The sequence below is a fragment of the Zavarzinella sp. genome (assembly GCA_041399155.1).
Taxonomy (GTDB): domain Bacteria; phylum Planctomycetota; class Planctomycetia; order Gemmatales; family Gemmataceae; genus JAWKTI01.
Genome location: JAWKTI010000003.1, coordinates 416,606 through 428,517 on the forward strand (window position 1 = coordinate 416,606; position 11,912 = coordinate 428,517).

The following is an 11,912-nucleotide window of genomic DNA, read 5'->3' on the forward strand; positions in this document are numbered from 1 at the left end:
GATGGACGCTGATGGGGCGGTCGTTTTGCATGATGAGTGGTTGAGCAAAGCGAACGGAATGCAGCACCCTGGGGGAATATGATGAGAAAATTCACGATTGTTGCGCTGTTTTTGGCAACCACCATGATCAGTGCCCAGCAAAAGCGAGCAGCCACTGTTGCCTACGATGGTTCCGACATTCTGTCTGGCCCCGCGTTCAGCTTCCCTTCAGTGGGTAAAGTTAACAAGGGCGAACGCCTGTTGGTCTATGGCGAAGAAGGCGAATTTCTGATTGTTCAGGCACCACCCAGTTGCAAAAGCTGGATTCGTGCTGTCCACCTGGGCGAAGTCAAACTGGATGATCGTGGCATGGCAAACGTCGAAGTGCGTGTCAACGATGCGGAAGTTCGCGTGGGTGATGCCCGTGGCGACATGCCTTCCGATATTGCCCGCCTGCGGTTGCCCAAAGATACCATCGTTGAAGTAATTGGCAAACCGGTGCGTGTGGACAATTCCAAACATAGTACCAGCATTGTGTGGTATCCCATTATCCCACCGGAGGGAGATTATCGCTATATTGCTCGCAAAGCAGTAGAACCCACGCTGGTGGCAATTGTCAGCCCTTCGACCGTGGTAAAAGAATCACCCACTGCGGGGGTGGTCAGTTTGCCCAAAGAAACCCTGCCTTCCGGCACGCAGGGCTTGCCAAAAATTCTGACAGAAAATCCCCTGTGGCCCAAAGCAGAATATGCCGAACGGTTGCTGGATTATGCAAAAGCGGAAGAGTTGTACACGAAGATTTATTACGAACTGTATAACGCCAAGGCCGACCACGATGCCCAGGTGATCTGCTACAATCGGATCACCCGTTGTCGGGAAGAGCGGTTGAAAGAGAAGAGCAATCGCACTTCAACTGTGGGTGAACGACCTGTTCCCACGCAAGGCACCAGTGCCCGCCCCGATACCGAAGGTGGTTGGTTGAAACCAGCAACACTGCGACGTATCGCCAAGTTGAATCTTGATGGCAAGCAACTATTCGGCCTGTACGATGATCGTGGCGAGCCAGTGTATTATGTCACTGCAAGTGCCGGCGTGAATCTGGATCAATACGATGCACAGAAAGTGCGATTGTTTGGCACCACGCACCAGCGTGGCGATCTGGCCCGTCCGCATTTTCTGGTGCAACAAGCAGAAATCGCGAAATAACGATGTAACGTAGTCTCTGTTTCCCACCTTCAGTCATTTTTCGCTGTTCGCAGCCTCCAGAAGTATTTTCCTGTAGCGTCCCACGAACTGTTCAGTTCCGCTTGAAAATTTTGCAGATCCCGTTATCGCACGTTCGTGAAAGAAATGCTGCGAGTACTGGTATGCTGTTGCTGGCTGGGTATAGTCGCCCATGTCCAGGCACAAACGCCACGTCCCGGGGCAACGTTTGACGATATTCCACTGGGGCCGGGAACACGCACACCAGATGACTTTGGCAGGCCACCACCTTTGGATGATCGGCCGTTATTTGATGATCGCTTGCCAGTGCCAGGCCCGGATGGTTTGATACCACTGGGACCCGGATTGGATCGTCCGCCACCATTACAGCAACTGCCCACCACACCGGTGCGGCCAATCAGCCCACCTGGGAATGCGGGTATCCTGCCTGGGATCGATCGCTTTTCCGATAACAGCGGCCTAACCACTGGGCTGGGCCTGCTGGCATCCCGCGTGGGGGTGCCGGGTTATTATTTCACATATGCTCCCGATCGTCCTACCACCCCAGCCGGGGATTTTGGATATGTACGGCAACAATTGTCGTTAATCAGCCTCCCGCTGGATGATGGACCAGATCGATTTGCTCTCGGCTTCAACATCAGCAACTGGTTGATTTCCGGGAATGCCCGCTTTTCAACTAGTAATCGCCCACTGCCCGATACGTTGTGGGACATCAACATTGCGGCACTGTTTGCCCACCGGTTTGAAAATGGCTGGATCGGTGGGATTGTGGTGAATGGTGGTTCCACGAGCGATCGCCCATTTGAACAAAGCAACGTCATGACTGCAGGTGTGATTGGATACATGCAGATCCCTGCAGTAGAAAAAGATGCCTGGCTGGTGGGGCTGACGTACAACCCCACATCGGAAATTCGTTATCCCCTGCCACTGCTGTCCTATTTGTGGCGGCCAGATGATGAATTAAGCGTGAATATTGGTGTGCCGTTTTATCTGGATTGGGCTTATGACAAAACGATTCGATTCGAACTGTTCTATCTCCCTATCCGCACAGTTCGCAGTCGGCTGACCTGGAATGTCTGTGATGGGATGGGGCCATACGCTGGTTTCGACTGGATTAACGATACCTGGTTTCTGACCGATCGGGAAAATAACGGCGACCGCCTGTTCAGTTACGAAAAACGGATCCTGGGGGGATTATTCTGGGATGTCGGGTCGTTGCTGCGTTTTGAAATCCAGGCGGGCTACAATTTCGACCGTATTCTGTTCAATGGCAGACAATACAGCGACAACGAACGCGACCGAATTAGTGTAAGTCCAGGCTTTTTTGGTGGCATCCACCTTCGATTGCGATTTTAGCCGGAGCCCATTCCCGCACGGCTATGGGGCACTTTGTACCCTTTAGCGTGCAATTCGAACTTATGGCATCTTAGCCAGCAGTTGGATCCCGTAGTAACCTGGTTTTCCGTATGAACAGATCGCTGACAGTCGATATGCAGCAATCACTTGCTTTAATAATTGTGCGTCGGCTTCGCTTTTCCCATCCAAAAGTGGGGTGCGGTCATCGCACAACCAGTAACTTTGCCGTAACTGCTTGACATTCAGGCGGTCAGCCAGAAAGGAATCGATCTTCCCTGCGTTCCGTGGTGCATAACGCAGTGGGGTCCCATTGACCAACCACAATTGAACGCCTGTTTGACCAATAGAAACAATTTCCGTCACTCGGCTTTGTTCAATTGCCTGTTTCGCCGCCAAAGCATCGGTGCGGTACAGCCCAAAATTCCCCAAAGTTACCCCATCGTGGGTCAACATCCAGGCACCTTCCACCTGAGAAACATCTAATAATTTCGACTGGATCACAATTTTATTGTCCAGCAATAGGTCGGAATCCACGATGTGCCGCTTATGTGTTAATCCCTGAACCACTGATAGTGGATCTGGATCGGTGGGGCGTTGCAGGCCAAGTACTTGTTTGTCGTACATCGGAAAGACCATGCTGGCAGGAAAACCACCGTGCATGGTAACCATGTTCACGCCATGATCTTTGAACAATTTCGCAGCAACAAGCGCGTTTTCTTTGGCGTTGCCAAAGTCGTACAGCATATTGGTTTGATCCGTAACTACCCATTTTCCAAGCAGTTGCTGTGCCTGGACCCGTTTTGTAGTGATTGGCAGAAACTGGTGAATGCCAGCGATTTTCTGGACCATCTTCCCACGATTCAGCCATAATTCAAACGGTGGATGACTGCCTTCAACACGCACCAGTTGGTTTGCACCTGTCTGCCGCAACTTGAAGAGCATGTCCTGTGCGAGCGTTCGATTGTTCCCAAAACTGCGCAGGAATTTTTCACCCGCATACAGTTCCAGATTACCTTTGGTTTCCAGTACCTTCAGATCCAAAGATGAAAATTCAATGAGAATCGGTTCGCTGGTGGTGCTGGCTTTCCCACCCGCAATGGGTGTGATGACCTGTGGGCCAGGTGGCTGCAGCACCGTAGTGGGTAATAATCTGGGAAACTGGGCATCCTGGGCAAACAAAGTTGCAGTACAGTACAATCCGACGAACAAACACCATTTCAAAGCAATATCCCCCACAGCCAGGCGCAATGATTGGTTTAATCGACACAATCACTACATCTGGTTCAGGGAAATTGATTCAAAACGACGAATTGAACTGCTTTATTCAGGATCTTTTGGCATCGGCATGGGCATTGGAACAGGTTTTGGTGCCACTGGCTGATACTGTTGCAGGAGATTACCTGTTGTTGCAGCATCGGGTGTCAGAATCCCTTTCAGCGAGTTGATTTTCGCCAACAGTGGACCTTTCTCGTCTGCTGCCAGATCGATAATGCTTTGAATCTGCTGTTTGCCAACGTTTACGCCGTTCGCCTGAATATGGCGAATGGTGGCATCAGCAGCCAGCATTCGCACTGGTTCTGGACGTGCCACTGAAATCACCACGTTCAGCAGGTCTTGCTGCACTTCTTTGCTGGTGATTCTTTCTACCGCTTCAATCGCAGCAACCACCATCGTTTCTTCCAGCAGAGCACGTCTCAATACGCCCTCTGCAGGTTTGATATCGTAGCCTTTTACCTGGCCAATCGCGATTTTTCTCAACCACGAAAGTGCTTTCAGTGCCATCATGTCTTTCTCTTCAGGAGAAAGAATAGGGGCTTTGGGATCGACCACCTGATTGATCTGTTCCTGAATAGTGATGGAAGAAAAGACCCCAGGAATCACTCGAACGTTGTGATAGAACCGGGTACGTTTTTCCAGGCGGGTTTCCAGATCAGGGTTTCTCAATGCGGCATTCACCGGCAGGCGTTCCTGCACAATCTTCCAATTGCTTTCTACTTGTGGATTCAGTTCCGCAGAAAGCTTCAATTCGTGCTCCGCAATCGTTGTCAACAAGTTGGATAACCGACGTCGCTGAAGTTCCGAAGGCGCGGTTTCTTCAGGAATCCGCATCCGCCAGGTTTGAATAGGAACTTCATCCACACCCACAATCTCGCGGGCCGGGTCAATCGGATAGAGGCTGAAACCACGTCGCAGGTCAGCTGGGATTAAGGTTTGCAGTATCAACAGTTCCCGCTCATACAGCGAAACCAGAGTATTGGTGGTGAGGCTCTTTTCCAGGTTCTGGCCCGGGTGGAATGGCAGGGTCAGGTAAGAAACATAAGCGATTTTCGCATTGAGTTCCTGTGATAATTGAAAGCCTGCGTCTTCCACCTGTTTCGTGATATAGGCTACTTGTGCCTGGTGGCGGGCAAGCAACATTTTTTTCTGTTCGTCTTCGCTGGCACGCTGCGTCTGGTCCCTTGTTAACTGGGCGATGTCACCGTAGAAGGACGGATTTTCGGGCAGGTCAAGCATGGAGACAATCAGAGCCAGACGGCCAAGCGATGTCATCGTGCTGATCGGTGTCACCCCTTCTGGAGAGGCAATGACGAGCACCGGCAGGGCTTTGCCACGTCGATCTGCACGGATTTGTGCCAGCATATCCACAAGCATCGGATCTGGCAGGTGGTGATCGATCAGAACCAGGTCAATGTCAGCTTTTAATCTCAGGCGACGCATCAATTCGCGTCCGGTGGGGGCAATTTCGGTGCGATAACCAATCTGCCGTAAGGAATTCACAATTGCCTGTGCTCGCACTGGATCCGGATCACCCAGCAGAGCTTGCGGAGTACCGGCACCACGGATGCCTGCCAGCAAGGTTTCTGACAATACTTTTACGACACGATCGGTATTCAGGTGAACGGGGCTACCAGGCATCTTCAACAGTGCTTCCGTGGCAGCGAATTGAACGCGTGGATCGGGGTAATCCATCGCCTGAACCAGTAATGCTGGTCGAAACTCGCTACCTGCACGTGCTTCTGGCTGGGCAGCTTTGATTTCCGCCCGATCACCCAGCGTGCGAACCAGGGACAGCACCACAGCGGTGCGTTTGTCACGAATTGCAGAATGCATGAAGTCCTGCAGAAAAGCAAACGATGCCCCACTGAGAATTGCCTGCAGTTGTGGTGCAGCGTCTGCCAGTGGCGTGCCTGGTTGCAGCAAAGCCTGCTGTTCAATGGCCACCGTCAGGAATGTGGTTTGTGCTTCAACAAAATCAGATTGCTGTGCTAAGGCCCATCGTGCGTAACGCAAGGCGTAATACGTCAGAGCTTCGCGACGCGATAGTAATGTTTCTTTGACAGCTTCACCATCTGGCACCCAAACTGTGTGAACTTTCTCATTTTTTTCATCCCCACCCAGCACTCGCAGATTTGCCTTATCGTTGTGAAAACGATTGGCGATTGCGTTCAACTGGCCCTGCGGTTTGCGTAACGCAGGATCAGGTTGACGATCGAGATCCACTGTAAACAGTTTTTCAAGGGTGGCACGAACTTTCGCACGTACTGTATCAGTGGTGTTCGCATCACCCAGCAATTTCCAGTATGTGGGGATTGGGTCGGTGGTGGCATTGGTGGTCAATTCACGAGGATTCGAGCGTGTCTGCAGTACATCAATCAGTTCCGATTGCAATTTCGCATCGGCCTGAGAAAGCAATAACACCAGCCCACCCGTGGTTTCAATTGCCAGTTCCGGTAAAGCCTGTAGCAAGGCGGAATGCACCGCAGGATTGGTGCGTTCTTTCAGGATTTTCACCACTTCCGGCATGATGGCAGTGCCGGATTTCCGCAATTCATTTAACGCAAATGCGGCTTCTTCTGGTGATGCAGCCAGATTGTTGACATATTTCCGAATACGCACGGGATTGGTCAACTCATTTTTCATGGCCGTAGTTAGCTTGCCAATCAGCGTTTCGACCTGATCTTTCGCTTCTTTGTTCTTACGAACATCCTTGTTCCAGGTGGGGATGTTTCGCAGACGCAGGAAAGGTGCAATGCCCTCATCCTTGGAATCCGGACGTGGCTTCAGCAGATCCATTAAAGTTTTATCATCTGGCTCTAATGCCAGCAGGCTGTTCAATCTCTCTGCGGCACGTTCATAGTTGCCGAGCCGGATTTCAAATTGCACTGCCGACCAGAATTCCGGCACAGTTTTAGGTGTGGGATAAAACGGTGATTCTGATTGTGCAACCAGGCCTGGCACACATGCCAGCATTGTCATTATCGATAATACCAGGCGAAATTGCATGACTGCACCTCCAGAAACGATCTGTTAAACGACCTAATCTCGCGACAAGATTCTCCTTATCTATTTCATCGCGCTTCATTAATTGTTGCAATCAACTTCCTGTGCAACTAAGTCTGCATATGTTTCCCGACGACGGATCAGACGATATGTATCACCTGTAACGAGCACTTCTGCCGCTCTTCGTCTGGAATTGTAATTCGAACTCATACTCATGCCGTAAGCGCCAGCACTGAAAGTGGCGAGGAGATCCCCACGCTGCATGGCTGGCAAATAGCGATCTTTCGCTAAAAAGTCCCCAGATTCACAAACCGGCCCCACCACGTTCTGCAGGTGGGTGTTCGGGATAGGGACTTCAAAATCTTCCGGTCGTTCCGGCACCGCTTCGGTGGGATGGACCGGCCAGATTCGGTGGAACGAATCATATAAGGTGGGGCGAATCAGATCGTTCATCGCTGCATCCTGGATGATGTAGCTCTTGCCGCCCGATTCTTTGGTAAACACCACGCGACTCACCAGAATACCCGCATTTCCAGCAATGAACCGCCCTGGTTCCAGTACCAGTTTGCAGCCCAACTGTTTCACCCCTGGCAGAATTGCTTCTGCAAAGGCACTGGCGGGCAATGCTTCCTGTTTCCGGTAGTGGATGCCAAAGCCGCCCCCCATGTTCAAAAATTCAATCGGGTGACCCAGTTCCTGAAAGGCTTTCACCAGTTCAATCGCTTTTTTCATCCCTTCCTGGTACGGGGTGCTGCTGAGAATGGGAGAGCCCAGGTGCATGTGCAGCCCACAGACGGATAGTCCGGGCTGACCAACCACGCCACGGGCAACATCAATCACTGTTTCGATATCGAGGCCGAATTTTACCCCTTTCACCGATGTATCGGTCTTCGCATGGGTCTTCGGTGGCAGATCGGGGTTTACTCGCAGGGCAGCGCGGGCTGTTTTCCCCATCGATCTGGCGACATCGGCCAGGGTGTGCAGTTCCTGCTCGCTTTCCACATCGAATAACAGGACATCTTTTTCCAGTGCGAAGCGGATTTCTTCGTCTGTTTTACCCACACCAGCAAACACGATCTTTGGGCCAATCCCACCTGCCTGCAGTGCCCGGTACAGTTCCCCACCTGATGTGACGTCGAAGCCCGCACCATGATCCGCCAGCAGGCGACAGAGGTGGATGTTGCCGTTCGCTTTGACGCTGTAGCAGATCAGTGGGCTGACTTCTGCAAAGGCAGTCTGGATCTGTTTCAGGTGGTGCAACAGCGTGGCCTGGCTGTAAATGAACGTAGGGGTGCCAAATTCCTCGGCAATTGCCCGCACCGGCACTTCTTCACAAAACAATTCCCGCTCACGATAATGAAAATGATCCATAAATTCCCTGATATAAAACGTACCAGTTATGTGGTTGCTTCATTTTACAGACAAGCACGCACACTCAGAAGTTGTTTGTGGGAAAATTGAGCCAGGAAACGAAATTCGCTCCCACCAGTGGGCAAAAATGAGAGAAATATGAAAGATTTTTCCCTGTAAACAAGGAATTGATGTTGTAGACTACCAGCCTCGAATCAGAAATTACTTTGATTTTGGATTGCTTTTCGCCAGATCCCGCACGCATTCCTCCCACAGGACTTCGAGATCGCGGCCTGTCAGGGTTTTAAAATCTTCCTGTTTGTATTCGCGTTTCTGCAGATTGAAGTGGATTTTTTCCACCACACCCGGGTGGCGTGCGTCCAGCCACACCAAAAACCGTGCGGTCACCCGATAACTATCTGTGTATTTGTTCCGCTCGCCCAACAGTGGGGGCAACTTCCAGCCCGAATTCTTCTCGTCGCTGAATTTATAGCGTGAATAATCGGCGATTCCTTCGACCAGCCACCCGGGAGCCCCACGTGGATACGACTGCACAACGTGCGTCAATTCGTGGACCAGCAAGCCCAGGTCGTTGGGATTCTTTTCGATCCATTCAATGCTGATGCTGATTGTGCCACCGGTGCAGTACGCGGGCACCCGCATATCCCGTTTGAAAATCAATTTCACCGCATGTTCTGCGGGGCGATCCGGATTCTCAAAGTTTTTTAATAATTTTGGGAACGCTTCATAATAAACCTGCACAAAATTGCCCACGGTGGGGGCAATTTTTTCAGAAATCTCCCCTTCAATAATCAATGATACCGGCTTGCCAAGTGCCTTCGATGGCACCTCCACCGTTTTTGGCTGGGCGAGACAGATACTCGAGGCAATACATCCAACGAGACAAATCAGGGAATAGCGCATCTTGTTTTCTTCACAAAGGTTATCTGGTGAACTGTAGTGAAAAATGATTATAAAGTTGTTGAAAGAAGTGTGAGAAGTTGTTCATTTTGTGAAGAAAGCCAGTGCATTGCCAGTTGGCTATATGCAAATATTGCTATATTGGCACGTGGTTTTTCCAACGATTAGGTGAAAAGTTTGCCTTTCATTGGCAAAAACGCAACTTGCATGCATGAAGTATCAACAAGCTCAAGAAAAAGTGGGAGGGGGCAAGTTGCAAAACCTGCCCTGAAACAGCCGATTACACCTTTTCTGGCACTTCAAAGCCTTTGCGATATTCCCGAGTCAGCATTTCGTTGGCTTTGGCATTATTGCCCATGAAGCGTTCTGTTTTCGAATCGATCATTAACACCGGCCCCACCATGGCACGGGTGGTTTTCAGATCGATTTTGTTATCGACCAGATGATCCATGAACCGCTTGGCACCTGCGGCAATGTGCATACTGCCGGGGATATCCTTGATATCGGCCAGGTTCGCGGGGGTACCGCTGAGCATACTGATGTTCGAGAGGTGGCACAATGCTGCCGACTGGTGGCCTTCTTCGATATCGCAGTTCAAATGGCTTTGTTTGCGGGCACGAACTGCTTCCACAAAGTTGGCAAAGTGCATGCTGTCACCGCCACCAGAGAATTTTTCAACTACATTCAGATCGAGATCGAGCACCACGCCGGAGTTGTAGTTCGGGCAAACAACAATTCCTTTATCGCCATACCAGATGTTGCCAACAAAATTGCTGCCTTTCTTGCCACCCATGTTGGCTGGGAACGGACTGTCACTGGCCAGACCACGCACTTCGAACATCAGTTCGCTGTCGCCGTAGTCGAACACACACAGTTGGGTATTGGCGGTTTCTCCATCATCTTCATAGCCAAATCGGCCCCCAAAGCTCATCACCGACTTTGGCAAGGTGGATTTGTTCAAGCCCCAGCGTGCCTTGTCCATTTCGTGCACGCCCTGGTTGCCCAGGTCGCCGTTGCCATAAGCCCAGATCCAGTGCCAGTCATAATGGAGATTTTTTCGTTTCAGATCAACGACAGGTGCGGGTCCAGACCACAGATCATAATTCAGCGTGGCGGGCAGTTTTTGTGCACCTTCTGTCTTGCCGATACTGTTTCGGCGCTTGTAACAGACGCCATAGGCCAGATGCACTTTGCCAATTTTGCCCGAATGAATCGCTTCAATCGATTTTCGCATGCCAGGATTGGAGCGACTTTGGGTGCCTACCTGACAGATGCGGTTATACTTGCGGGCGGCTTCCACCATCCGGCGGCCTTCCAGCACGTTGTGGCTGCATGGTTTTTCTACATACACATCTTTGCCGTTCTGCATCGCCCAGATAGCCATCAGTGCGTGCCAGTGGTTGGGGGTGGCAATGGAAATGATGTCAATCGACTTGTCTTCCACCACTCGGCGAAAATCCTGCACGAAGGTGGGTGCTTTGCCATTTTTCTTGGTGACGGCATCCATGGCTTTGCCAATGACACCCGTGTCAGCATCGCAGACGGTAACGATCTGGCAGCCATTGGCCCCATTAAAACCACCCACGTGGCTCATGCCGCGACCACGCACGCCCACGACAGCAACACGAAGAGTGCCCTTATTTCCTGCTGCTGGTGCGGTGTCTTCAGCGTACAGGTTTGGTGTCAGATCGCTTTCCAAGGCAGCCATCGCGGCAGCGATGACAGCGGAATGATTCAAAAAATGACGTCGATTGAGCATAGCCACCGATTCCCTCTCAAGATTTTTGAACCACCGATGGTGGAGAGAGCACCACGGTGGGGAGAAAATATTTCCTCCAGTCTAACCACCCATTGGGAAGAACGCAAGAAGGGAATGAAAAAACTGTTTTCTTTCCCACACACGAATTTGCGTGCTACTTTTCAGAAAATTGACCTGATTTACCCAAGGAAAGTGGGAAATGACTCGCATTTATGGGCTGATTTTTTGTCTGAGCCTAATTTTCATGCCACAGCAAATTTTTGCTCAGTGTCCCAACGATAGCTGTGGCACAACCGCATCGACGGCGAAAAAGGCCCCATTATCTGAAAATACGATTATCGCCATTTTTGCCGGTGGAGGAGTCTTTCTGCTGGTTATGCTGGGTAAATTTATCTGGGATGTGGTGAATTTTCAGGCGAAAACCGACAGTGCAGGCTACACCATCGCAGACACCTACAACTCCTACTATGCAGGTTCTTCGCTATCCGACCCGGATCTGGACACGGGCTACGACACCCACGACAGCTATATTTCGGACGATTGATTCTCTACCAGCAATTTTTCTGATAGTTTGACGCACCACTTCTCCAGATCCTCCATGATTGCCAGATGCAGTATACTACGTCTGCCAACTGTCATATCATCCCATTGGACATTACCCGCTTTGAAGGAGGTTCCATGGCTATTTCTGGGCGCTGGCAGGGCTATTGGATTCAAAGTTGTCACGGAAAGCGGTCAATGACTGTTACCTTGAAATTCGAACAGGGAATCATTGAAGGCGATGGCATCGACTGTATCGGCCCGTTTCTTTTCCTTGGTCAATACGATTCCATCGGGAATGTTGCGATGGTGAAGAAATACCTGGGTCGACATCATGTCGAATATTTTGGCACCTATGATGGTGAAGGGACCATTTTCGGCCAATGGTTGATTGAATCGTTGGATTCCGGCACCTTTGCGATGAAATTGGAGTCGGTCGATCCGGATAGTTCATTTCATGTCATTGAGGCATATGCTCCGGTAAAATAACCTCCTCAACCAC

9 protein-coding genes are annotated in these 11,912 nt (G+C 50.8%); 4 read left to right on the forward strand and 5 right to left on the reverse strand.

The annotated features are described in order from the left end of the window. The first annotated feature begins 78 nt into the window (after nucleotides 1-78). Both R3B84_15880 and R3B84_15885 read left to right on the forward strand, forming a co-directional pair. Entirely contained in the window at nucleotides 79-1,185 is a 1,107-nt protein-coding gene (locus tag R3B84_15880; protein ID MEZ6142045.1) for a hypothetical protein, read from the forward strand. 144 nt (nucleotides 1,186-1,329) lie between these two features. Beyond that, the gene (locus tag R3B84_15885) at nucleotides 1,330-2,559 is read left to right on the forward strand and encodes a hypothetical protein (protein MEZ6142046.1); all 1,230 of its coding nucleotides are present in this window, start codon (nucleotides 1,330-1,332) and stop codon (nucleotides 2,557-2,559) included. 60 nt (nucleotides 2,560-2,619) lie between these two features. Here the strand turns inward: R3B84_15885 and R3B84_15890 are convergent, their stop codons facing one another. The 5 genes from R3B84_15890 to R3B84_15910 all read right to left on the reverse strand — a co-directional run bounded on the left by R3B84_15890 (nucleotide 2,620) and on the right by R3B84_15910 (nucleotide 10,870). After that, nucleotides 2,620-3,780: a hypothetical protein gene (locus R3B84_15890; GenBank protein ID MEZ6142047.1), complete on the reverse strand. Its 1,161-nt coding sequence runs from the start codon at nucleotides 3,778-3,780 to the stop codon at nucleotides 2,620-2,622. A gap of 99 nt (nucleotides 3,781-3,879) precedes the next feature. Next, complete coding sequence (locus R3B84_15895; protein MEZ6142048.1) at nucleotides 3,880-6,843, reverse strand: hypothetical protein; 2,964 nt, start codon at nucleotides 6,841-6,843, stop codon at nucleotides 3,880-3,882. A 78-nt stretch (nucleotides 6,844-6,921) separates the two neighbouring features. Further along, complete coding sequence (gene lysA, locus R3B84_15900; protein MEZ6142049.1) at nucleotides 6,922-8,211, reverse strand: diaminopimelate decarboxylase; 1,290 nt, start codon at nucleotides 8,209-8,211, stop codon at nucleotides 6,922-6,924. Between the two features lie 201 nt (nucleotides 8,212-8,412). Further along, nucleotides 8,413-9,114, reverse strand: a complete 702-nt coding sequence (locus R3B84_15905) for a basic secretory protein-like protein (protein ID MEZ6142050.1) — start codon at nucleotides 9,112-9,114, stop codon at nucleotides 8,413-8,415. 277 nt (nucleotides 9,115-9,391) lie between these two features. After that, the gene (locus tag R3B84_15910; protein ID MEZ6142051.1) at nucleotides 9,392-10,870 is read right to left on the reverse strand and encodes a Gfo/Idh/MocA family oxidoreductase; all 1,479 of its coding nucleotides are present in this window, start codon (nucleotides 10,868-10,870) and stop codon (nucleotides 9,392-9,394) included. Nucleotides 10,871-11,069: 199 nt separating this feature from the next. Between R3B84_15910 and R3B84_15915 the strand changes: the two genes are divergently transcribed. Then, the gene (locus R3B84_15915; protein ID MEZ6142052.1) at nucleotides 11,070-11,414 is read left to right on the forward strand and encodes a hypothetical protein; all 345 of its coding nucleotides are present in this window, start codon (nucleotides 11,070-11,072) and stop codon (nucleotides 11,412-11,414) included. Nucleotides 11,415-11,548: 134 nt separating this feature from the next. After that, on the forward strand, nucleotides 11,549-11,899 hold the full coding sequence (locus R3B84_15920; GenBank protein MEZ6142053.1) for a hypothetical protein: 351 nt from the start codon (nucleotides 11,549-11,551) through the stop codon (nucleotides 11,897-11,899). The last annotated feature ends 13 nt before the right edge of the window (nucleotides 11,900-11,912 follow it).

What these genes read in the sequence shown, in the direction of transcription:
- lysA (MEZ6142049.1), bottom strand. Translation starts at nt 8,211, where the DNA reads ATGGATCATTTTCATTATCGTGAGCGGGAATTGTTTTGTGAAGAAGTG.
- R3B84_15885 (MEZ6142046.1), top strand. Translation starts at nt 1,330, where the DNA reads ATGCTGCGAGTACTGGTATGCTGTTGCTGGCTGGGTATAGTCGCCCAT.
- R3B84_15915 (MEZ6142052.1), top strand. Translation starts at nt 11,070, where the DNA reads ATGACTCGCATTTATGGGCTGATTTTTTGTCTGAGCCTAATTTTCATG.
- R3B84_15880 (MEZ6142045.1), top strand. Translation starts at nt 79, where the DNA reads ATGATGAGAAAATTCACGATTGTTGCGCTGTTTTTGGCAACCACCATG.
- R3B84_15920 (MEZ6142053.1), top strand. Translation starts at nt 11,549, where the DNA reads ATGGCTATTTCTGGGCGCTGGCAGGGCTATTGGATTCAAAGTTGTCAC.
- R3B84_15905 (MEZ6142050.1), bottom strand. Translation starts at nt 9,114, where the DNA reads ATGCGCTATTCCCTGATTTGTCTCGTTGGATGTATTGCCTCGAGTATC.
- R3B84_15910 (MEZ6142051.1), bottom strand. Translation starts at nt 10,870, where the DNA reads ATGCTCAATCGACGTCATTTTTTGAATCATTCCGCTGTCATCGCTGCC.
- R3B84_15895 (MEZ6142048.1), bottom strand. Translation starts at nt 6,843, where the DNA reads ATGCAATTTCGCCTGGTATTATCGATAATGACAATGCTGGCATGTGTG.